Source organism: Jatrophihabitans sp. YIM 134969 (assembly GCF_054456675.1).
In genome coordinates, this window is sequence record NZ_JBTJEQ010000023.1 from 1 (window position 1) to 22,391 (window position 22,391).

Here is a 22,391-nt window from a genome sequence, read left to right on the forward strand (position 1 = left end):
GCCGCGCAGCGGCCGGGGCGGCGCGGGTCGCGCTGGCCGACCTCGCGCGACGCGGCGGGGAGTTCGCCGCGGCGGCGGACCTGCTCGAGGTGGCCCTCACCGACTTCGCGGCCGCCGAGGACGACGCCGGTCGCGGTCGGGTCCTGCACCTGCGCGGCACGCTCGCGGGTCAGCAGGGCCGGCTCGACGAGGCCCGTGAGCTGTACGGCCGGAGCCTGGAGATCCGCCGACGCGTGGGCGACCGCGCCGCGGAGGGGTCGCTGCTGGCGAACCTCGGGATGATGGCCGAGTACGCCGGCGACTACCCCACCGCGATCGCGCTGACCGAGGAGGCGTTGGCGGTCCGCGAGGAGGTGGGCGACCGCTGGGCCGTCGGGCACGCCCACAGCAACCTCGGGATGCTGCTGCTGGCGGTGGGGGAGACCGACCGCGCGATCGCGTCGCTCACCGAGGCGTTGCGCCTGCACCGCGAGGTCGGTGACCTCTGGATGATCGCCATCGGCCACGAGAACCTCGGCGTCGCCGAGCTGCGGGCGGGCGACCTCGCGGCCGCGGCCGACGACCTGGGGACGTGCGTCGAGGCGCACCGGCTGATGTCCGACCCGTGGTCGAGCGCTCACCTGCTGGAGGACGTCGCCCGACTCGCGGCGCGGGCGGGGTCGACCGACGCCGTCGCGGTGCTGCTCGGCGCAGCCGACCGGCTGCGGGACCAGATCGGGTCACCGCGGTCGGAGGCGCAGGCGGCGGAGCTCGCGAGCGATCTCGGGCCGGCGGCGGACGACGGTGACGGGCGCGACCGGGGACGGGAACTGGACCTCACTGCGGCGCTGGCGCTCGCCGACGAGGTGTGTTCGTCCGTGACGTCCGGTTGATCCGGTTCGTCGGTCACGAAGGTGACCGGGGACAGGACCTGGGTCGGTTCCGGATGTCGGCGGCGGGTGTTTGACTGTCGCCGCACCGCGTGGCCCGAAGCCCTCGGGCCGGTGCGTCCGATCGAGAGGCACGACCCGTGAGCACCAGCGTCGTCCGCGTCCGTGCCGTCACCGCCGGGCTCGCGCTGGTCGCCCTCGTCGCGGGTCTGCTCGTGGTGGTGCAGGTCGTCGCCGCGCCACTCGCCCGCGCGGCGAGCTTCCCCGTCGGGGGCCCCGGGTCGGTCCCCGAGGTCACGGCGCAGCCGAAGTCCTTCCAGGACGCCCCGTACGACACGACGTGCTCCGACGACGACGGCGGCTCGAGCCAGCCCGTGACCTCGCTGCGACTGCTGCGCTCGAGTGCCGACGCCGGCACCGAGCCCGTCAACGACCTGACCTTCCACTGCGAGTACCCCGCGGGCGCTCCGGTCTCCCCGCCGCTGCCCGGGCGTGACGAGGCCCTGGTCCCCGACGCGGTCTCCCAGCCCGGTGGGGACACCGGTGCCTGCGCGGCGCCGACCCCCGTCCTGGTCGGTCTCAACACCCGATGGCGGAGCGGCACGCTGGTCTCGGGTCCGGAAGGGCAGCTCGAGTTCCTCGGTGACGCCCTCGTCGACGTGCAGCCCGTCTGCGGGGTCCTGGGCAGCGACGGCCGCGCCTACGGTGCGCGCACGGGGTCGTTCGTCACCGGCGACACCGACTGGGACGGCTCGGACTTCCTGCTGTGTCAGCCGGGCGAGTTCGTGAACGGTTTCCAGGGCTCGTCGGACGCCCCGTACACGACCCCCTCGCAGATCTACGCACTCGGCATCCGATGTGACGCGCCGACCTTCGACCCGGCGGCCGTCGCGGCGACCTACCCGCGGACCACCACGGAACGTCGGGCCACGGGCATCGGTGACGTCACCGGGAGCGACTTCATCCCGGCAGCGTGCGGGGGAGGCGTGCTCGGCACCGGGTTCCGGATCGACCTGCAGGGCAACGAGGGTGGCGGCATCCAGACCTCCTCGATCGGCGTCGACTGCACCCGCCTGGCCGCGCCCGAGGCGCCGGCGACGCTCGACCCGGACTCCACCGTCACCGCCGCCTGGCCGCTCGGCGCCGATCCGTTCGAGGAGGCCGCGTGCCCGACCGGCACGGTCCTCACGGGGGCGGTCGGCTACGGCACCGAGGTCGGTCCGGTCCAGGCACTGACCGGCATCCGAGGCTCCTGCTCGCAGCTGGACCCTGACGGCACGACCAGCTACGTCGACGGGGAACCGGTGGGCACGGACCTCATCGGGCAGACGGGGGACGCGTTCGCCACCGCGGACTACTGCCCGGCGGACCAGGTGGTCACCGGCATCGCCCTCGCCCTCACCGACGCCACCCAGTACGGGACGACGCCGACCGGCCTGAACCTGCTGTGCTCGGCCGTCACACTCGCGGCCGCGCCGCCGGCCGCGAACTCGTCGTGGACGACCGCCACCGAGGTGGGGCCGAACTCGACGACCACCCAGGCGCTCACCGCCCCCGGCGGCGCGTTGTGGTTCAAGGTGCCGACCACGGCGGGGAGCACGTTGTCGGCGACGTTGTCGGACCTGCCGGTCGACGACGACCTGACCGTGTTCGGCGACATCGGCAACGCCTTCCTCGGGCGGTCGAGCCTGTCCGACCAGCAGTCGCTGACGCGGCTGTCGGCGCAGTTCGCCGCGGCCGAGGCCGCGCCGACCACGTTCAGTCCGACCACCTTCTCGCCGACGACCTTCAGCCCCACGACGTTCAGCCCGACCACGTTCTCGCCCACCACGTTCAGTCCGACCACGTTCAGCCCGACCACGTTCTCGCCCACGACCTTCAGCCCGACCACGTTCTCGCCCACGACCTTCAGCCCGACCACGTTCTCGCCCACGACGTTCTCGCCCACCACCTTCTCGCCGGCCGCGCCGCTGTCGGACTACATCCGGTCCGGGCTGTTCCCCGACGTCGACCAGTTGGCCAACGCGTTCTCGGCCGCCCAGGTGCAGAGCCTGTTGGCCGTGTCCGCCCACACGGGCACCACGCCCGAGACGTACTCGGCGCCGACCTGGAACCGGGGCGGCTACACCTACCTGCGGGTCACGGGTCGCAACGGTGCGTCGTCGCCGTCGCCGGTGACCCTCACCGTCAGCAGCAGCGGTGGCCCGTGCGCCGGTGTGGCGTTGCAGTCGTTCCCCGGCCTCGCGCTCCTGCCGGCCGGGGCGACACCTGCCGGCACGGTCGTGCTGACCGACACCGGACGCTTCGGTGGAGCCAGCACGTCGGCGTTGACCACCGCCAACGCCGCCCTCGCCCGCGCGGCGGTACCGGGCGGCCCGCTCGCGGCGATCGGGCCGGTCGCCGTGGTCGACCTCGCGGCCAGCCCGCGGGTCCAGGCCCTGCAGGCGCAGTCCGACGCCAACCCGAGCTGCCCGACCGCGGCCAACCTCGCGGCGCAGGGCATCCGCGACATCGTCAACGCCTACCGGGTCGCCGGCCCGTCGTTGCAGTACGTGACGATCGAGGGCAGCGACCACGTCGTGCCGTTCTTCCGGTACGCCGACACCGCAGGCGTCGCCCCCGAATCCGGGTACGTCCCGCCGGTCGGCGACGCCACGGCGTCGAACTCCTCCCTGCGCGGGGACTTCGTCCTCGGCCAGGACGCGTACGGCTCGGCGTTCGACCTCACGATCGGCAGCACGACCCTGCCCGTCCCCGACCTGCCGGTGGGTCGGGTGGTCGAGACGCCGGCCGAGATCGCCGCGACCCTGCAGTCCTACCTCGCCTCGAACGGCGCCGCGATCGTGCCGTCGTCGACCCTCGCGACCGGCTACGACTTCCTCGCGGCCGGCGCGAAGCAGATCGCGTCGTCGTTCGCCGCGGCCAACGCGGGCACCGGTGCCACGAACGCCACCCTCATCACCGACCAGGGTGTCGACCGCACCGTGCTCACCGCGAACGGCAAGCCCAGCCCGACGACGACCTGGACCGCCGCCGACCTGCGCAGCGCCCTGCTCGGCAGCCGACACGACGTCGTCTACCTCGCCGGCCACTTCTCGGCGAGCGCGGCCCTCGCGGCCGACTTCACCTCGACGCTGACCACCCGCGACCTCGTGACCGCGGCCGGGTCGACCTTCCGCAACACGTTGGTCTTCAGCGCGGGCTGTCACTCCGGGTACAACCTCGTCGACGGCGACGCCGTCGGCGGGGTGACCGACCCGCTGGACTGGGCGCAGGCGTTCGCGCAGGCCGGGGCCACCCTGGTGGCCGGCACCGGTTACCAGTACGGCGACACCGACTTCGTCAAGTACAGCAACCAGCTCTACGTCGACTTCACGACCGCGTTGCGGACGGGCGCCGGCGCGGTGAGCGTCGGGTCGGCCCTCGTGCAGGCCAAGCGCGCGTACCTCGCCGGGCAGGCCTCCCTGGACGGCGTCGACCAGAAGTCGTTGCTGCAGGCCACGGTCTTCGGCCTGCCGATGCAGGGCGTGAACTTCCGCACCGGCCGCCTGGCCCCGCCGGCCGCTCCCGCCCCGGTGACCACGACCGCGGTGACCGCGCAGCCGGGGCTCACGTTCGGGTTGCAGACCGGCCAGGTGCAGGTGTCGCCGCAGCTCACGCCGAACAGCAAGGCGCTGACGACCCCAGCGGGCGACCCGGCCGTCACCGCGACCTGGTACTCGGGCCCCGGCGGCGCGGTCGACTCCTCGCCCGGTCAGCCGACGGTGCCGGTGGTGACCGTCGACGCCACGGCGCCGACGGGCACGGTCCTGCGCGGGGTCGGCTTCCGGTCCGGCACGTACACCGACACGCCGGGGGTGACCCCCCTGACCGGCGCCCCGGCCACCGAGACCAACACCGTGCACGGGCCGTTCGTCTCCGACGTGTTCACGCCGTCACGGACCGCCGCCCCGAACTACTTCGACGCCCTGTCCGGCGGCGGGTCGAACGGTGCCACCCGGTTGTTCGTCACGCCGGCGCAGTACCGCTCGGACGCACCGGGCTCGCTGACCGACACCCAGCGGGTCTACTCGGGCCTCGGCTTCGTGACCTACTACAGCGGGAGCACCGCCACCTACGGCTCGAACCAGCCGGCGGCCGCGGCACCGCCCAGCATCTCCGGCACGAGCGGGTCCTCGTCGGGCGGCACGGTGTCGTTCTCCACGCACGTCGTGGGCGATCCGTCCGCGGGCGTCCACGGCGTCTGGGCGACCTGGACCGTCGTGCCGCGCGGCGGCGGCCAGGGCACCTGGCAGTCGGTGGACCTTACCCAGGACGCCGGTGACTCGACGCTCTGGACCGGCCAGGTGGCGCTGCCGGCGGGCGCGTCCGCCTCGGACGTGCGCTTCATGGTGCAGGCGGTCAACGGCGTCGGCGTGGTGGGTGTCGACGACGCCCTCGGCGCCTACCACCGCGTGGACGTCCCGAGCGTCCCGCCGCCCGCCGCCGTGCTGACGATGGGTGACCTGCCGCTCTCGGCCGTCGCGGGCGGGACGCTGTCGCTGGGCGCCTCGCTCGAGGATGCGAGCGGCCGTCCGATCGCGGGGCAGCCGGTTCTGTTCAGCATCGGCGCGTCGTCGGCCGTCGGCGTCACCGACGGGTCCGGGAACGCGACCGCGACCGTCCCGGTGCCGTCCGACCCGGGCGCGGTCACGGTCACGGCCAGCTACGCGGGCTCGGACGGCGCGGGTTCGACCGCGGCCGAGCCCGTGCAACTCGTCCTCGGCGCCCGGCCGACCAGCGCGACGGTCGCCCTCACCGGCTCGGGCTACCGGGTCACCGTGCAGGACACCACGAACCCGACCAAGCCGGTCGGGCTGCCCGCCCGCACGGCGTTCCTCGTGGCGACCGGAGCGAACGGTGCCGTGGTGGCCGTGCGTCCCGTCATCCTCGACGCCACCGGCAGCGGGGTCGTCGCGCCGTCCTCGTTGCCGCCCGGCGCCCGCTTCGTGACGGCCTGGTTCGGCTCGGCGCGCACTCCGCTCGCCGCGGGCGGCACGCTCGACCTCACCGACCCGCTCTTCGCCGCCGCGACGTCCGCCCCGCTCGACCTGACCCCCACCTCGATCACGCTCGGCGGCGCGAGCGTGGCGGTCGCGGGGTCCGCGGTGCCCTTCACCGTGACCGCGCGCTACCCGGCCACGACGCTCCCGGTGACCACCCAGTCGACGTTGACGATCGCCTCGTCGGGCGGGGCGGCCGTGCCCGGAGCGACGTGCAGTGCCGGGTCGTGCTCGGCGACGACGGCCGGGAGCTACGTCGTGAGCGCGTCCTACCTCGGCCGCACCGCGACCCGTGCAATCAGCATCACCGCCGCGGGCCTCGCCGTGCTGACGCCGTCGCCCGCGACCGCGACCATCACGGCCGGCACGACGAAGACCTACACGGTCACGGCCACCGACCGGTACGGCAACCCGCTCGGTGCGGGAACGACGACGTTCGCCATCGCGCCGGTGACCGGCGGATCGACGATCGGTGCATCATGCAACGGTTTCACCTGCACCGCCACGGTCGCGGGCACCTACGCGGTCACCGCCACCCGGTCCGGGGTGAGTGGCAAGGCGGCACTGACGGTCGTCGCCGCGGCCCCCGCGACCGTGACCGCCGTGACGGGCGGCAACCAGTCCGCGCCGGCCGGCGCGAGCTTCCCGACCGCGCTCACCGCGCAGGTGCAGGACCTCTACGGCAACCCCGTGGCCGGCGCCGCGGTCACGTTCGCGGCGCCCGCGCCGGACGCGACCACGGGCGCGGTGACCTTCCCCGGTGGGGTGCGCAGCGTCGTGGTCCGCACTGCCGCGAACGGCGTCGCCACCGCGCCGACCCTCACTGCCGGCACCCAGGCCGGTCCGGTGACGCTCACCGCCGCGGTGCCCGGGGTCGCGAGTCCGGCGTCGTTCACCGTGGCGGTCACCTCGAGCGGACCGGCGCGGGCGGATCTCGCGGTCTCGGGGCGGGTGACCAGTTCGTCGGCCACCGCGCTGACCGTCACCCTCACCGTGCGCAACAACGGCCCGAGCACGGCGAAGCCGGTCGGGGCGGCCCTGTGGGTGGCACGCGGCGGCACGATCAGCGCCGCGGCGGGCGGACGGATCGTCACGCCCCGGTTGGCGACGTTCGCCGTCGCCTCGCTCGCGTCCGGCGCGACCACCACCGTGACCGTGACCGTGACCCGGGCTTCCCGCAACGCGGCCGTGGCCGTGCTGGGTGGGGCGCTGTCGGGCGTCGTCGACCCGCGGCTGGGCGACAACCTGACGGTCGTGTTCGGGTGAAGCCGGCCCGGGACTAGCCGGTGAAGGGCTTGGCCGTCACCAGGGTGACGGCCATGGTGGCGCCCTTCGGCGTCTCGTACGAGACCGTCTCGCCCTCCTTGGCGCCGGTGAGCGCGACGCCCAGCGGTGAGGCGGCGCTGTAGACGTCGATGTCGGACGTCTTCGCCTCCTCACGCGAGCCGATGAGGAAGGTCTCGGTGTCGTCGTCGCCCTCGAAGCGGACGGTCACGACCTTGCCGGGACCTGCGGTGCCGTCGTCGTCGGGGGCCTCGCCGACCTGGGCGTTGCGCAGCATGGTCTGCAGCTGGACGATGCGACCCTCCTGCTTGCCCTGCTCCTCACGGGCGGCGTGGTAGCCGCCGTTCTCCTTGAGGTCGCCCTCCTCGCGGCGGTCGTTGATCTCCTTGGCCATGGCGGGCCGGTTGTCGATCAACTCCTGCAGCTCCGCGGAGAGCCGGTCGTAAGCCTCCTGGGTGAGCCACGTGGTGGTACTCGGAGCGGACAACGGGTCCTCCTTCACGGTGCGGACGGCGGGTGGGAAGTCACCCTCCGGCGAACGGACGAACCTCGAACGTAACACCGGAACGGGTGGGGGAGAAATGCGACGGAGGACGGTGTCGGGGGCAGGTGGAACACTGGAAGCCGTGACGACACCTGGTCCCGAGGGCGACGCGCCCGACCGACTGCGGCTCATGGCCGTGCACGCCCACCCCGACGACGAGTCCAGCAAGGGCGCGGCGACCATGGCCCGCTACGTCGACGAGGGGGCGCAGGTCGTCGTGGTGACCTGCACGGGCGGCGAACGCGGCTCGATCCTCAACCCGGCCCTGAAGGACCGGAAGGACATCGAGGAGAACATCTCCGAGATCCGCAAGGCCGAGATGGACCGCGCCCGCGAGATTCTCGGCGTCGAGCAGCACTGGCTGGGCTTCGTGGACTCCGGTCTGCCCGAGGGCGACCCGCTCCCGCCGCTGCCCGAGGGCTGCTTCGGGCTCACCCCGGTCGAGGTGGGGGCCGAGGCGCTGGTCCGGGAGATCCGCCGGGTCCGGCCGCACGTCATGACCACCTACGACCCCAACGGCGGGTACCCGCACCCCGACCACATCATGTGCCACAAGATCTCCGTCGCGGCCTTCGAGGCGGCGGGCGACCCCGACCGTTTCCCCGACGCCGGCGAGCCGTGGCAGCCCCTGAAGCTCTACTACGACGTCGGGTTCAACCGGGAGCGGATCGAGGCCCTGGACAAGGCCATGACCGACCGTGGGCTGGAGTCGCCGTTCGCCGACTGGAAGAAGCGCTGGGAGGACCAGAAGCTCCCGGACGACTGGTACCGGGTCACGGTCACGACCCAGGTGCCCGTCGGCGACTGGTTCGAGCGGCGCGACGCCGCGCTCATCGCCCACGCCACCCAGGTCGACCCCGAGGGCATGTGGTTCAAGATCCCGCTCGACCTGCAGCGTGAGGTCTGGCCGACCGAGGACTTCGAGCTCGCCCGCTCCTTCGTCGACACCGAGCAGCCCGAGGACGACCTGTTCGCCGGCGTCCGCGACCGGGTGTCGGCGTGAGCGTCCTCGCCGCCGGCACGGCCGGCCTGACCCGGCTCGCCTACCTCGCCGACGACACCGACGTCGGCGACGAGACCCACAAGGCCGGGCCGATCGCGGTCGTCGTGATCATCGTGCTGTGCGTGGCGTGCTTCATCCTGTTCCGCTCGATGAGCAAGCACCTGCGCCGCGTCCGCGAGGAGTTCCCCGGGACGGAGACGCCCGGACCTGAGGGCGGCGCCTCGGCGGCCGGCGAACCGACCGGACCGGACGAGATGCTCGACTCCGGCCGGGAGCCGGGACCGGTCGCGAGCGGCCCGTCGCGCGCGGCGCCGAAGTCCCGGACCCCTGGCTCCGACGAGTGATCCCGGCTCCGGAGCAGCTCACCACGGACCGGCTGCTGCTGCGGCGGTGGCGGCCGTCGGACCTCGAGCCTCTCGCGGCGCTGAACGCCGATCCGGAGGTCATGCGCTGGTTCCCCTCGCCGCTCGATCGCGAGCAGAGCGACGCCTGGGTCGCCGCGCGGGTACCGGCGACGTTCGAGGAGGGCGCCGGGCTCTGGGCGCTCGAGCGGCGTGACACCGGAGCCTTCATCGGCTTCGCCGGATGCGCCTGGCAACGGTTCGACGCGCCGTTCACCCCGGCCCTCGAGGTCGGCTGGCGCCTCGCCCGTGAGCACTGGGGCGTCGGCTTCGCCCCCGAGGCCGCAGCGGCCGCGCTCGACGACGTCGTCGCGCGCGGAGTGGCCGACGAGGTCGTCAGCCTGACCGCGGTCGGTAACGTCAACTCCCGCCGGGTCATGACCAAGCTCGGCATGACCCACGACCCCGCCGACGACTTCGACCACCCGAACGTGCCCGCGGACAGTCCGTTGCGCCGGCACGTGCTGTACCGGCTGCGGGCTCAGGACTGGAGGGGGAGCTCCTGGAGCGTCCAGGAGTTGCCGTCGGGGTCGGAGAACCAGGCGTAGCGGCTGCCCGGTGTGCCCGCCGGGCCCATCTGCACGACCTCGCCGACCTCGACCCCGCGGCTGACGAGGTCCGCCCGCACCGCGTCGAGGTCGTCGACCGACAGCTGCGGGGCGCGGCAGGTGCCGGGCTCGCCCAGCGGCATGCCGACCCCGAACACCACGGAGGTCGGCGATCCGGGCGGCGTCACCTGCACCACCCGCATCCCGTTGCCGGGCGACACGTCGTGGTCCAGGGCGAAGCCGACCTTGTCCCGGTAGAACTCGATCGCGACGTCGACGTCGCTGACCGGGATGGCGACCACCAGCAGGCGCATGTCCATGGGGACTGCCTACCGTGCCTGTCCAGGGGCGGCCGGCGCTGAGGCCGGCGAGCTCAGTCCTCCCCGCGGACCCGGCCCCGGCCGGCCTTGGTCTCGCCCCGCTGCTTCTTGGCGCTGATCCGGCGGTTCTTCGACCCGAGGGTCGGGCGGGTGGCGCGCCGTGGCGGAGGCGGCGGCGCGAGCGCACTGCGCAGCATCTCCGCCAACCGTTCCCGCGCCTCGGCCCGGTTCTGGGCCTGGGAACGACGGGTGGTCGCGACCAGCCGCAGGCCCCCGTGGCGCAACCGCGGGCCCAGCACGCGCAGCAGCCGGGTGCGCTGGGTGTCGGTGAACGCGGACGACCGTTGCACGTCGAAGCGCAGCTCGACCCGGCTGTCGGTGGTGTTCACGCCCTGCCCACCGGGCCCCGACGACCGGGTGAACCGCTCGTCGAGTTCCGCGCCGGGGATGACCAGGCCGTCGGGGACCCCGGGGCCGGGCGGCACGCGCAGGTCGATGACGCGACCTCAGACCAACGGCCGGGACGCCTGCGACGCCCGCATCCACTCGCTGATCGCGTCGGGTTCGCGCGGCAGCATCTCCGACAGGTTCACGGCCTCGCCGTCGGTGACGAGGATGTCGTCCTCGATGCGCACGCCGATGCCGCGCAGTTCGGCCGGCACGGTCCGGTCGTTGGGCTGGAAGTACAGCCCCGGTTCGACGGTGAGCACCATCCCCGCCTCGAGCCGGCCGTCGCGGTAGAGCTCGTTGCGGGCGGTCGCGCAGTCGTGGACGTCGATGCCCAGCATGTGCGACACGTTGTGCAGCGTGTAGCGGCGGTGCAGCCCGGCGCCGGGCGCCTCGGGGTCGTCGCCGCACGAGACCTCGGCCGTCACGGGCAGGATGCCCCAGTGGTGCAGGTGATCCGCGAGCACCCACATCGCAGCGCGGTTGGCCGCGAGGTAGTCGGCACCGGCCTTGACCGCGTCGATGCCCGCGGCCTGGGCCTCGAACACGGCGCGGTAGACCTTGAGCTGGTCCTCGGTCCAGCGCCCGTTGACGGGCAGGGTGCGGGTGACGTCGGCGGTGTACATCGAGGTGGTCTCGACACCCATGTCGGCGAGCAGCAACTGGCCGTCCTCGATGCGGCCGTCGTTGCGCCACCAGTGCAACGTCGTGGCGTGGGCGCCGCTACCGAGGATCGACGAGTACCCGACCTCGTTGCCCTCGAGCCGGGCGCGACGCCAGAACGTCCCCTCCAGCCAACGCTCGCCGCGGTGGCCGCCGCTCGCGAGGACGTCGGGCAGTTCGCGGACGACGTCGGCGAAGCCGCGGGCCGTGATCTCGCACGCCTCGCGCAGTCGGTCGATCTCCCACGCGTCCTTGGTCAGCTTGAGCTCGTCGGCCGTCTGCAGCAGGTCCGACGACGACGCGGCGGTCTCCGGCGGCAGGGCCTCGTCGACCGTGACGTCGACACCGCGCAGGGTGACGGTGTCGGACGCCGCGTTCGCGAGGGCCGCCGGCAGGTCGTCGAGGCTGCGGGTGGTGACGCCGAGGGCGGCCTCGGTGTCGGCGACGCTCGGGACGTTGCCGACCCAGACCGAGCCGTACATCCGGTTGGTGAAGTAGGCGGGCGTGCCGGGGCCGGCGAACTCGCGGATGTACAAGGTGGAGTCGTGGCCGGTCTCGCCCGCGGGGGTCATGACGAGGACGGCCTCGGCCTCGGACTCCGCCGTCAGCCAGGCGAAGGTGCTGTCGGGCCGGAAGCCGTACTCGGTGTCGTTGGCGCGGGTCTTCAACCGGCCAGAGGGGACGACGATCGTCCGGCCGGGGTAGCGCGCGGAGAGCGCGGCCCGGTGGGCGGCCGCAGCGGGGCCGGCGTCCGGACGCGCGGTGTGGGGCATCGGCGGCGCGGGGTCCCAGTCGTGGGAGATCGCCTCGGCGAGGCCCCCGGGGAGCTTGATGTCGTGACTCTCGGCGCCCTCGGTCGCGGCCGGTTCGGCCGCCTCGGGGGTGACGGTGTCCGGGCTGGCGTCGGCGCTGTTCACGCCGCTCACTGTATTCCGGTGGACCCGTTCCGGGACGCCGGATGAACTCCCGGTGACCCGGCGGGCAGGGCGGGCCCGACCCGCCTACGCTGTCGCTCACATCCGCGTCACAGTCCGGGAGGGGGCTCGATGCCGGGCGCACGGTCCACGCCGCGCAGCCTGCTCGTCGGCCTGCTCCGCGACGGCGCGAGTGCGGCCGTCGCCGAACCGCGGGCGTTGCCCGAAGGTCTGACCGAGTTCCGCCGGGCGAGCACCGGCGCACGCATCCGGGAACTGTTGCAGTCGGATGCGATCGCCCCCGACGTCGACGACCTCCCCGACATCGCCCCCCGGCTGACCCACGCCAGCGGTGACGCCCGGTCGGCCGCCCAGACCGCTGTGCTGCGCCGGGCGTCCCGGTTGTCGCTGCTGGGCCCGCTCGTGTTCCGGATCCTCGCCGTCGCGGCCTCGCTCGTCACCCTGTTGACCCAGCAGCCGCTCGCCGAGGTCGGCAGCGTGCTGGTCATCGGCCTGGTGCTCATCGCGGTCAACGTCGTCGCCGTGATCGTGCTGCTGGCGCGGGTCCGGCCGCCGAGCGGCAAGCTGCGTCGCTGGCTGTTCGGTGACGTCGCGTTCGCGGTGCTGGCGTTGTCGGTGACGTCGCTGACCGTGCCGACCCGCAAGCTGCACCTCGCCAACCAGGTGAGCTGGACCTACCTGGTCGGCTCGGCGGTGCTGTGGACCGTGGCCTGGGGCGCCGTGTGGGGTTTCGGCCTGGTGATCGGGTCGATCGCCGTGCACCCGTTCACGTCGTGGCTCAACCACCTCCACGACCCCGACGGCAGTCGTGTGCACCCCATCGGATCGGCCGTCCAGGACACGCTCTGGATGTTGATCGGCGTGCTGACGGCGCTGCTCGCGCTGCTGGCGTTGGGGATCGGCACGCGCCTGGCGATGGCGGCGGGCATCCGCGCCGGCCGGGAGGTCGAACGTACCCGGTTGCTGCGGGGCGTGCACGACACCGTGTTGCAGACGCTCGAGGTCGCGGCGCTGGCGACTCCCGACGACCGGTTGCGCCCCGCGACGACGCTGACCGCGTTGCGGCGGACGGCGCGTGCCCAGGCGGGGCAGCTGCGCCGGGCGCTCGACTCCCTCGACGAACCGCTGACGGGATCGGTGCACACGACAACGGACGAGGCGCTGCCGCTGGCGTCGTCCGGGTCGCACGTGGTCGACGAACTCGGCACGCTGGTCGACGACATGGCGCTGACCGGGTTCATGGTCGAGTTGGTGATCGGCGACCTCACCGACGACGACGCCGGCGCCGACGTCGTCACCCTGCTTGACGCCCTGCCGCCGGACGGCCTGTCCGACGAAGCGCGGGCCGCGCTCGTCGGAGCGACCCGCGAGGCGTTGCGCAACAGTCACAAGCACTCCGGCACGGAGCAGGGTGTGGTCTACGTCGACCGCGACGGCGCCGACATCCGCGTCGTGGTCCGCGACCACGGGTGCGGGTTCGACCCCGCGGTGCACGAGCCCGGTTTCGGCACACGGGAGTCGATCCACCGGCGGTTGGTCGAGGCGGGCGGCCGCGCCACCATCACCTCGCGCCAGGGTCGCGGCACCCGGGTGACGCTGCGGATCGGTGCGGCGCACACGGCGGAATCCGCCGTTCCCACCGATGTCATCGTGCTGCCCGACTCGCCGGACCGTCCCGGTTCGGCGTTCTCCCCGGCGGTGTGACGCCGGTGCGGATCCTGCGCGCCGCCGCGGCCCTCGGTCTCGCGGCGACCGTCATCGGCACGCCGGTGCACGCGCTGGCGGCGGCCGGCTGCTCGAAACCGACCGGTGTCTACACCGGCACGACCGCGTGGTCGCAGGCGTTGCTGCAGCCGGCGCGGGTGTGGCCGGTGGCGAGCGGGGCCGGTCAGACCGTCGCGGTGATCTCGTCGGGCATCGACCGCAGCAACCCGCAGTTCGCGCCGAACCAGATCCGCGCCGGTGCCGACGTCCTGCCGACCGGTCAGAGCGACCCGTTCACCGACTGCGACGGCCGCGGCACGTTCGCCGCGGGCATCGTGGCCGCCCGACCCGATGACGGGACGACGTTCGCCGGCGTCGCCCCCGACGCGTCCCTGCTCGCGATCCGCGACATCCAGGCCACCGGCGACGCCGCCGAGGGTGCGGGGCCGCTGCCGGATCTGCTGGCGGCGGCGATCACCACGGCGATCGACCAGAAGGCGACCGTCGTGCTCATCGGCGTCCCGACCCCGCAGGACAGCCCGGCCCTGCGCGCCGCGGTCACCGCCGCGCGGTCGGCGGGCATCGTCGTGGTGTCGCCGGCGACGCAGACCCAGGCGGGTGCTGTCAGTTACCCCACCGCCTATCCGGGGGTCATCGGTGTGGGCGCGATCGACCGGGCCGGTGCGCCCGCGGCCGACGAGTCCGGCGACTACATCTCGCTCGCCGCCCCCGGCTCGCAGCTGGTCTCGACCGCGGCCGGCGCCGCCGGCAAGCTCGGACACGCCTACCCGGTCGACGATCCCTCGTTCGCCGCGGCGTACGTCGCCGGGGCCGTCGCGGTGCTGCGTTCGGCCCGGCCCGAGCTCACGCCGGACCAGGTGGCCGCGCAGTTGACCTTCACCGCCGACCACCCGCCGAACGGCCGCGACCCGCGCCTCGGTTGGGGCACGGTCGACCTGGTGGCGGCCGTGACGGCCGAACTGCCCGCCACGATCGCGAGCCCGGGCGCGACCGGTGCGTCGACCGCGCCGACCCGCACCGCGATCGCCGCTCTCGCTGCGCCGCCGGCGACGCCCGCGCCCGACCGCACCGCCGGTGTCCTCGCCCTCTCCGGTGTCGCCGGCGCGGTCGTCGTCTGCATCGTGGCCGTCACCATCCGCCACGGCCGTCGCCGACGCTGGAAGCCCGGCCACGCCGGAGCGGTCGGGTCCTAGGACGGCCTAGCCCTGCAAGCGGGCCTCGACGCCGAGGTGTTCGCGGTAGAAGCCGGCGAGCCGGTCGGCCACGGGATCGACGAAGCGCGGTTCGTCGTAGAGCTGGTAGTGCCCCGCACCTTCGACGACCACCAGGTCGACGGTGTGGGGAGCGCGGGCGGCCAGATCGACCCCGGCCTCGTACTGGCCGGTGTTACCGCGCCGGCCTGCGACCACGACGAGCAGCGGTTGCGTCAGCAGTTCCTCGAGGAGGTGGAACGCGTCGTAGCCGATCAGCAGCGAGTCGCTGCGGCGCAGGCGGCGGTTGGTCGAGCGCTGGTGGCTGCCGCGGGGGGTGCGGTAGTACGTCATGGCCTCGGTCGTGTCGATGTCGGTGAGCCCCGCTGCCGTCGCCTCCTCGAGGGTGTCGGGCAGCCAGTTCGCCCGTTCGAGCGGGGCGGCGCCCGTGGCTTCGCGGGTCCGCAGGCGCGCGAGCTCCTCCAGTGCGGCGACCGGGCCGTCCGGCGCGAACGCGGGCGAGCGCCACGACCTGCCCATGTTGCCCGCGACGACCGTGGCCAGGGCTCTGATGCGGTGGTCGGTGCGGGCGGTGTGGACCGCGTAGCCGCCGCCGGCACAGATGCCCAGCGCGCCGATGCGGTCCGGGTCGATGCCCGGGACGGCGGACAGTGCGTCGATCGCGAAGGAGATGTCCTCATCGCGGCGGTACGGGTCCTCGAGGTCGCGCGGCTCGCCCTCGCTCTCGCCCTGGTGTGCGGGGTCGAAGGTGAGGGCGGCGAGGCCGCGCTGGGCGAGACGTGACGCGTAGTTCGCGCCGATCTGCTCTTTCACGCTGCTGCCCGGAGTCGACAGCACCACGGCGGGCAGCGGCGAGCCGTCGGCGTCCTCGGGCAGGTGGAGGTCAGCGGCGAGGGTGAGGCCGTCACGGGGGACGGCGAGGTGACGGATCACGGGCGCTCCTCGGTCCTAGAATGTTCGAGTCAGCTGATGGTTCGAGGCCTCAGCTCGTTCGATCTCGTACTAGTACGACACCGTATCAGTTTTTGGAGGCATGCGTGGTCGACGACGACGCGGCGCAGTTGTGGAAGCTCAACCAGCGGCTGCTGACGCGCGTCATGAACGCCGCCTACCCGCAGTTGTCCGCACTCGGCATCGACACCAAGGAGTTCTTCGTCCTCGACGAGGTCGACACCTGCCGCTACCCCGCCGTCATCGCCGACACCCTCATGCTGCCGCGCGCGAGCGTCACCGCCTACGTGCGGAACCTGGTCGCCGCCGGGCTGGTCCGCCGCGAGATCGACGAGGACGACCTGCGGCGCCACCGGCTCGCCACGACGGCCAAGGGTCGCAAGGTGCTGGCCGAAGCGCTGGACTCCCTCTCGGTCGAGTTCTCCGCGATGATGTCGCGGCTGGACCGCAAGCAGCGCACCGAGTTCCGCCGGAGCCTGCTCACGATGCTGGGCGACGACTGATCGTCGCTCCGGCTGAGTCCTCGGCTTGCCGTTGCGCGGTGCGCCAGTTTCGAGAGAACTGCGAGTAGGCGTACCCGGCCCTCGTGGGTGGTGCGGTGGACCAGTCCGTCTCTCGCGGTCGGCTGGCGGTTCGGCTTCCCGTGTACCTGCTTGTGGTGCTGTTCCGAGAAGAGCGGGCGGTGACCACGGGCAGGTGAAAGGCGCGCGGCGGGTGGGCCGAGAGCGGGAGCTGGTCTGATCCAGTCGACCACGCCGTCAGGTCGGGGACCCTCATCGCAGTTCTCTCGGAACTGGTGCCCGGCGTGACCGCCGCGGACCCGCGATGCGTGCGCAGTTCTTCGTTCGTCAGCGGCGGTTGCGCCGGGGTCGGGTTCCGAGAGAAGGACGAGTAGGGGTACTCGGCCCTCGTGGGTGGTGTGGTGGATCAGTATGTCTCTCGCGGTCGACAAGCGGTTCGGTTTCCCGTGTACCTGCTTGTGGTGCTTTCCGAGAAGAGCGGGCGGTGACCACAGGCAGGTGAACGGCGCGCGGGACGCGAGCCGAGAGCGGGTGACGATCTGGTCCACCGCACCACCCATGGAGGTCGGGGACCCTCATCGCAGTTCTCTCGGAACCCAGCCCGCGCGCAACCGCCGGCCGCGGAATCAGTATAAAATCATTGACGTTTCTGTCTCGAGTGGTAGACTCGAACACGTGCACGAATGGGTGGCGACCCTCGACGAGTGGGTGCCGTGCGAGCCGGTCTTCCTCGAGACCGCTGCCGGGTTCGTGCTCTCCGACCAGGCGCAGGCGATCCTGGCCGCGATGGACGCCGCCGAACACGGCGGGGCTGAGCCGCTGTCGATGCTCGACCAGATCGCGGCTCTGCGCGCTCAGGTCGACACGCTCGCGGCGATGATCCCCGCCGCAGTACGCGACGCGGAGGGGTATGAGGTCCTCGGTGCGGTCCATGAACTGCAGGCCGCGGTCAACGTGCTCGCCTCCTGCGACCAAGTTCTGATCGCCGAGATCGAACGACGGCCCGACACCATCGAACGCACCGGCGCTCGCTCCACCGCCGCGTGGCTCGCCGGGGCTCTCCGGATCCGGCCCGCGGAGGCGAAACGGCGTGTGCGCACCGCCAACGGCTGCGCCCCACGCGTGACCCTCACCGGAGACCCCCTCCCGCCGCTGCGGCCGCACGTCGCCGCCGCCCAGACTGCCGGGCTCATCACCGCCGACCATGCCCACACCATCGACCGCGCCCTGACCGCCCTCCCGGTCGGTCTCCCGGTCGAGGTGGTCGACGCCGCCGAGCAGGCCCTGCTGAAGGTCGCCCGCGTCTACGACGCCACCGACGTCGCGCAGCTCGGACGGGACCTGCGCGACCGGCTCGACCAGGACGGACCGACACCCCGCGACGAAGCCCGGCGTCGCCGCCGGTCCCTGCGGCTGACCCAGCACGACGACGGCGCCTGCGCCGCCCACGGCGACCTGACCGCCGGGCTGTTCGCCAAGCTGCAGACCGTCCTGAGCCCCCTGGCCGCACCCCGCCCGGACGACGGCCACGGACCCGACACCCGCCCCGCCGACGTCCGCCTGCACGACGCCCTCGAGGAACTGTGTGACCGGTTCCTGCGGTCGGGCACCCTGCCCGACTCCGGCGGCGTGCCCACCACCCTCGTCGTCACCATGACCGTGCACGACCTCGAGACCCGCACCGGCCGGGTCCACACCAGCCACGGCGGGGACATGTCCGTGGCCGAACTGCTCAACCTCGCCGCCGAGGCCGAGATCATCCCCGTCGTCCTCAACGACGCCGGCGGCGTCCTGAGTCACGGCCGCACGAGACGGCTGGCCAGCCCCGGCCAGACCAAAGCGCTCATCGCAAGAGATGAGCACTGCAGCTTCCCCGGCTGCCGCATCCCACCCCAGTGGTGCCAACGACATCACGTACTCGACTGGCTGTTCGACGGCGAGACCGAGCTCGACAACCTCACCCTGCTGTGCGGGCACCACCACCGCAACTTCGGGCGCTGGGGCTGGACCTGCGAGATGCGTGACGGCGTGCCGTGGTGGACACCGCCACCCGAGGTCGACCCCACCCGAACACCGTTGCGCAATGCAACGGTGTGAGTGTGGGAGCGGTCAGGCCGGAGGGATCGGGCGGGCACCGAGGTCGGCGCGTCGCCACACGGCGACGGGCTTCTCGGCCACCTCGTGTCGCCACTGCTGAGCAGTGACCTCCGGCGGCCGCGCGGCGTCGCCGCCCTGCGTCTCGAGGTAGCGCGTGGCGAGTGCGTCGTCGTCGCCGCTGTCGTGGAGCGACTCGCACCCGGCGCAGATGCACCAGTACTGCGGGAGCGTGTGGCCCCGCTCGAAACGGCGGTACGTCACCTCGGCCGCGGCGAGGGGATGCACCCACGCCACCTCGGAGACACCGCAGACCGCGCAGGACTGGTCGCGGCCGTCGCGCGGCAGAACGGTCACGAGGTCGGGGCGTGCAGGCGGTGCAGCGGCGGGCTGTGCAGCGGGATGGTCGGCCACAACGCGCGGAAGGCGCGGGTCGCGGGATCCAGGATGAGCGTCAGCGTGTGTGGGGTGTCGAGAAAGCGGAGATCGGCGCGGAGTTCGCCCCGCGGGGTGAAGGCGCCGGCGGCCGCCACCGGGACGACGTCCCCGCTGGTGGCGGTGACGTGGTCGGCGGTCCACGTCGGCCGCAGGGTCACCGTGAACGAGGTGTCGCCCTCGACCAGCGTGAGCTGCCAGCTGCCGTCGACCCGCGAGCGCGTCACCCGGACGGCGGTCAGCGACTGTTGCACCCGGCTCACACCACCGCGGGGCGCGAAGGTCGCGCCGTCCCACAGCGCCGCGTCCGGCGGCGCAGGGTCGCCGACGGGCGTGGGCAGCTGCAGAGACTCGAGGCGGGTGGCCAACTGACCGTCCGCTGCATCCTGCAACGGTTCATCACCGAGAGCCGGGAGCAGGTGCGTGTACACGTCGTCGAGCACGGACTGCATCGCGAGCGTCGCCGACGTGATGACCACGACGGCGTCGTGGCGGGGGAGCACGATGCAGAACTGGCCGTACGCACCGTCGCCGCGGTAGCCGTGGCGGCCCTGCCAGAACTGGTAGCCGTAACCCTGCTGCCAGTCGGGGTTGGGCTCACCGGGAGTCCCGACCTGCCGGGAGGTCGCCGCGTCGACCCACGTGGTCGGCAGGACCTGCCGGTCACCCCAGCGGCCGCGCTGCAGGTACAGGTGACCGAGGCGGACCACGTCGTCGTGGCTGGCGTGCAACCCGCTGAACCCCAGCGAGCGCCCGCCGGGCTGGTCCAGCCAGGTCACCGGCCCGCCGCCGACGACGTCGAACAGCCGCGGCTGCAGGAACTCGGGCAGCGACAACCCCGTGAGCTTCTGGACGATCGCCCCGACCGTGTAGGTGCACGACTGGTTGTACGAGAACACCGAGCCGGGATCGGCGGGCGGTGCGAGACGCAGGAACGCCTGCACCGGGTCGCCACCGGCGGCGACGACGTCGGGCCAGGTGTCGGCGGTGTGGCCGCTGCTCATCGCCAGCAGGTGCCGGATCCGCCACGAGCGCACCCGGTCGTCAGCGGCGTCCTCGGCGTACTCCGGGAAGTGGTCGAGGACCAGGTCGTCGACCGAGAGCAGGCCCTCGGCCACCGCGAACCCGACGGCGGTCGAGGTGAAACTCTTGCTCAGCGAGTACAGCAACCGTGGCGCACCGCTGCGGTACGGCGCCCAGTGGCCCGACGCCACGATCCGTCCGTGCCGCACGACCGTCAGCCCGTGCGGTTCGACGCCCTGACGCTGCTCGAGCGCGTCGACCAACGCCAGCACGCCGCCGGCGTCGACGCCCTCGGCCGCGGGAGTCGAGACCGGCAACACTGCGAAGCCTTCAGACAAGGTGCGGCACGACCTCGCGGGCGAACAGCTCGACCGACGACGGGTCGTAGGCGGCGTCGGCGAAGTACGTGATCGCGTAGGTCATCCCCGCCTCCTGCAGCGCGCGGAGCTTCTCGACGAGTTGCTCCGGCGTGCCGACGAGCGGGCCGGACGCGAACTGCTCGTCGGTGGTGGCCAACCGGTCGGCGGGCAGCAGCGGCGCGTAGTGGTCGTGGATCCACGTGAGCCGGTCCCGCACGTCGGCCTCGGTCGCGCCGATGACGACGTTGTAGTTCGCCGACCGGGTGATCTCGCCGTAGTCGCGGCCGACTTCACGGCAGTGCTCGGCGAGCACCTTCGACTTGTGGGCGAAGCCCTCGATGCCGCCCTCGAAGTTCGTGTACCTCGCGTACCGCGCCGCGATCCGCAGGGTGACCTTCTCGCCGCCGCCGGCGATCCAGAGCGGGATCCCGCCGGGCTGCAACGGCAGCGGACGGCTGATCGCGCCGTCGACCCGGTAGTGCTCGCCGGCGAACGTGGCGGTCCCGTCGCGCCACAGCTGCGACATGATCTGCACACCTTCGTCGAGCATCCCGAGCCGCACGCCGGCCCGCGGGAACCCGTAGCCGTACGCCTCCCACTCGTGCTCGTACCAGCCGCCGCCGATGCCCATCTCGACCCGGCCGCCGGAGATGACGTCGATCGTGGCGGCCACCTTGGCGAGGTACGCGGGGTTGCGGTAGCCCATGCAGGTGCACATCTGGCCCAGCCGCACCCGCGAGGTGGTGGCGGCGAGCGCGGCCATGAGCGTCCACGCCTCGTGCGTCGCCTCCTCGCTCGGCACCGGCACGGTGTGGAAGTGGTCGTAGACCCACACCGACTCGAACGGGCCGTCCTCGGCCAGCTTCGCGACACCGGTCACGGTCGACCAGTGCTCGGCGGGGTCGATGCCGGCGAGGTCCATCCGCCAGCCCTGGGGTACGAACAGTCCGAAGCGCATGGGGCCGACCCTAGGTCCCCGAGATGTACGACCTACTCTCGGCTCCGGACCCGGCGGACGTACGCCGGCGCCACCACGACGCCAGGAGAACACCCACGATGGACGAGGTTCCGGACTGTCCGGCCTGCGGGGGCAACTCCGCCGTCACGGCCACCGCGAACGGCGACACCGTCACCTACCGCTGTGCCGCCACCTACGCACACGACGACCGCGCACCGCGGTTCTGGACGGTCACCAAGACCGCGGCGCGCGCCGTCAGCGCCCCCCGGACCCCCCGCGCGCCGAGGGCCGCCTCGACCCGTACGGCCGGGACGACGACCACCCGCGGCACCCGCACGGCGAGCCCGTCCGGACCGCCTGCGACGACGGCGGAGCTGACCGAACCGCTGCTGGGCGTCATGAAGTCGCTGCCGACCGGCTGGATCGAGCACGGCGTCATCGAGTACCGCCTGCGGCAGGACCACCCGGAGCTGTTCGGCCGGCACGTCGCCGACGTCGGGCACGTGCTGCTGCGCGACGGTGCGTCCAGCGGCACGACGGCCAGCGGCACGCGGTTCGCCACGGCGTTGTTCAAGCTCGAGCGTGAGGGCAAGCTCACGCACTACAACGCCGCCCCGACCGGTGCCGCGTGGCAGCAGGACCGGCTGGTCGGCTACTGGGCGGTGCGGCCGAAGCCGCCGAAGGACCAGGTGCTCACCTGGGAGGAGTACGCCACCGCCACGCTCGAGCGCCCGGACGGCGGCTGGACCGACGAGGACCGCGCCGAGGTGACCCGGCTGGCGTCGACGTACGGCCGGGGTCGCTGAGCGCCGGTCCTCGGACCCGCGAACGGTCTACACGAACCCCTCGGGGAACACGCGCTCCTCGGAGTCGCCGATCACGAGCACCGGGTCGGACTCGCCGACCACCTCGAACGACGTCCAGTCGTCGGGCTCGTAGACCACGGCCTCGTCGTCGGTCTTGACGTGGAGCACTCCGCCCCGGTCGTGGAAGTCGATGTGGCCGGTCGGGATCTCGTCCCAGGAGCCGTCGGGGCGCTTCACGCGGATCGTCACGCT

General features: G+C 73.0%; 19 protein-coding genes. 10 read left to right on the forward strand and 9 right to left on the reverse strand.

The features are described 5' to 3' along the window. Together ACXR2U_RS13375 and ACXR2U_RS13380 are read left to right on the forward strand one after the other, a co-directional pair. Nucleotides 1-872 (forward strand): tetratricopeptide repeat protein (locus ACXR2U_RS13375; protein ID WP_458825545.1); only part of this gene is annotated, 872 nt, incomplete at its 5' end. Nucleotides 873-1,009: 137 nt separating this feature from the next. After that, nucleotides 1,010-7,177 (forward strand): beta strand repeat-containing protein, encoded by a 6,168-nt coding sequence (locus tag ACXR2U_RS13380; protein WP_458825546.1) that lies wholly within the window; start codon nt 1,010-1,012, stop codon nt 7,175-7,177. 13 nt (nt 7,178-7,190) lie between these two features. Here the strand turns inward: ACXR2U_RS13380 and greA are convergent, their stop codons facing one another. Next, entirely contained in the window at nt 7,191-7,682 is a 492-nt protein-coding gene (greA, locus tag ACXR2U_RS13385) for a transcription elongation factor GreA (protein WP_458825547.1), read from the reverse strand. A 187-nt stretch (nt 7,683-7,869) separates the two neighbouring features. Here greA and mca point away from each other — a divergent pair, with 187 nt between their 5' ends. The 3 genes from mca to ACXR2U_RS13400 are packed head-to-tail and all read left to right on the forward strand — an operon-like array spanning nt 7,870 to nt 9,691. Further along, nucleotides 7,870-8,742, forward strand: coding sequence for a mycothiol conjugate amidase Mca (gene mca, locus ACXR2U_RS13390; protein WP_458825602.1), 873 nt, complete (start codon nt 7,870-7,872; stop codon nt 8,740-8,742). Next, entirely contained in the window at nt 8,739-9,086 is a 348-nt protein-coding gene (locus ACXR2U_RS13395; RefSeq protein WP_458825548.1) for a hypothetical protein, read from the forward strand. Before mca ends, ACXR2U_RS13395 begins: the two co-directional genes overlap by 4 nt. After that, nucleotides 9,086-9,691, forward strand: coding sequence for a GNAT family N-acetyltransferase (locus tag ACXR2U_RS13400; RefSeq protein ID WP_458825603.1), 606 nt, complete (start codon nt 9,086-9,088; stop codon nt 9,689-9,691). The genes ACXR2U_RS13395 and ACXR2U_RS13400 overlap by 1 nt, the downstream gene beginning before the upstream one ends. Here the strand turns inward: ACXR2U_RS13400 and ACXR2U_RS13405 are convergent. The 3 genes from ACXR2U_RS13405 to ACXR2U_RS13415 are packed head-to-tail and all read right to left on the reverse strand — an operon-like array spanning nt 9,625 to nt 12,038. Further along, nucleotides 9,625-10,011, reverse strand: coding sequence for a VOC family protein (locus ACXR2U_RS13405; RefSeq protein WP_458825549.1), 387 nt, complete (start codon nt 10,009-10,011; stop codon nt 9,625-9,627). The genes ACXR2U_RS13400 and ACXR2U_RS13405 overlap by 67 nt on opposite strands. A gap of 53 nt (nt 10,012-10,064) precedes the next feature. Continuing rightward, complete coding sequence (gene arfB / locus ACXR2U_RS13410; protein WP_458825550.1) at nt 10,065-10,496, reverse strand: alternative ribosome rescue aminoacyl-tRNA hydrolase ArfB; 432 nt, start codon at nt 10,494-10,496, stop codon at nt 10,065-10,067. 21 nt (nt 10,497-10,517) lie between these two features. After that, nucleotides 10,518-12,038 (reverse strand): aminopeptidase P family protein, encoded by a 1,521-nt coding sequence (locus ACXR2U_RS13415; protein WP_458825551.1) that lies wholly within the window; start codon nt 12,036-12,038, stop codon nt 10,518-10,520. A 129-nt stretch (nt 12,039-12,167) separates the two neighbouring features. Here ACXR2U_RS13415 and ACXR2U_RS13420 point away from each other — a divergent pair, with 129 nt between their 5' ends. Beyond that, a complete protein-coding gene (locus ACXR2U_RS13420) occupies nt 12,168-13,760 on the forward strand; it encodes a sensor histidine kinase (RefSeq protein ID WP_458825552.1) in 1,593 nt (530 codons plus the stop codon). Beyond that, nucleotides 13,757-14,974, forward strand: coding sequence for a S8 family serine peptidase (locus ACXR2U_RS13425; RefSeq protein WP_458825553.1), 1,218 nt, complete (start codon nt 13,757-13,759; stop codon nt 14,972-14,974). The genes ACXR2U_RS13420 and ACXR2U_RS13425 overlap by 4 nt, the downstream gene beginning before the upstream one ends. Before the next feature lie 6 nt (nt 14,975-14,980). On the opposite strand, the gene ACXR2U_RS13430 is transcribed toward ACXR2U_RS13425, so the two are convergent. Next, the gene (locus tag ACXR2U_RS13430) at nt 14,981-15,925 is read right to left on the reverse strand and encodes an alpha/beta hydrolase (RefSeq protein ID WP_458825554.1); all 945 of its coding nucleotides are present in this window, start codon (nt 15,923-15,925) and stop codon (nt 14,981-14,983) included. Between the two features lie 104 nt (nt 15,926-16,029). Between ACXR2U_RS13430 and ACXR2U_RS13435 the strand changes: the two genes are divergently transcribed. Together ACXR2U_RS13435 and ACXR2U_RS13440 are read left to right on the forward strand one after the other, a co-directional pair. Beyond that, nucleotides 16,030-16,446 (forward strand): MarR family winged helix-turn-helix transcriptional regulator, encoded by a 417-nt coding sequence (locus tag ACXR2U_RS13435; protein ID WP_458825555.1) that lies wholly within the window; start codon nt 16,030-16,032, stop codon nt 16,444-16,446. Nucleotides 16,447-17,139: 693 nt separating this feature from the next. Further along, the gene (locus tag ACXR2U_RS13440; protein WP_458825556.1) at nt 17,140-18,561 is read left to right on the forward strand and encodes an HNH endonuclease signature motif containing protein; all 1,422 of its coding nucleotides are present in this window, start codon (nt 17,140-17,142) and stop codon (nt 18,559-18,561) included. A gap of 12 nt (nt 18,562-18,573) precedes the next feature. Here the strand turns inward: ACXR2U_RS13440 and ACXR2U_RS13445 are convergent, their stop codons facing one another. The 3 genes from ACXR2U_RS13445 to ACXR2U_RS13455 are packed head-to-tail and all read right to left on the reverse strand — an operon-like array spanning nt 18,574 to nt 21,333. Then, a complete protein-coding gene (locus tag ACXR2U_RS13445) occupies nt 18,574-18,915 on the reverse strand; it encodes a hypothetical protein (RefSeq protein ID WP_458825557.1) in 342 nt (113 codons plus the stop codon). Continuing rightward, nucleotides 18,912-20,336 (reverse strand): serine hydrolase domain-containing protein, encoded by a 1,425-nt coding sequence (locus ACXR2U_RS13450; RefSeq protein ID WP_458825558.1) that lies wholly within the window; start codon nt 20,334-20,336, stop codon nt 18,912-18,914. Before ACXR2U_RS13450 ends, ACXR2U_RS13445 begins: the two co-directional genes overlap by 4 nt. A gap of 10 nt (nt 20,337-20,346) precedes the next feature. Next, nucleotides 20,347-21,333: an LLM class F420-dependent oxidoreductase gene (locus tag ACXR2U_RS13455; RefSeq protein WP_458825559.1), complete on the reverse strand. Its 987-nt coding sequence runs from the start codon at nt 21,331-21,333 to the stop codon at nt 20,347-20,349. Nucleotides 21,334-21,431: 98 nt separating this feature from the next. Between ACXR2U_RS13455 and ACXR2U_RS13460 the strand changes: the two genes are divergently transcribed. Beyond that, nucleotides 21,432-22,139 (forward strand): hypothetical protein, encoded by a 708-nt coding sequence (locus ACXR2U_RS13460; RefSeq protein ID WP_458825560.1) that lies wholly within the window; start codon nt 21,432-21,434, stop codon nt 22,137-22,139. 27 nt (nt 22,140-22,166) lie between these two features. On the opposite strand, the gene ACXR2U_RS13465 is transcribed toward ACXR2U_RS13460, so the two are convergent. Next, nucleotides 22,167-22,388 (reverse strand): hypothetical protein, encoded by a 222-nt coding sequence (locus ACXR2U_RS13465; protein WP_458825561.1) that lies wholly within the window; start codon nt 22,386-22,388, stop codon nt 22,167-22,169. Between the last annotated feature and the right edge of the window lie 3 nt (nt 22,389-22,391).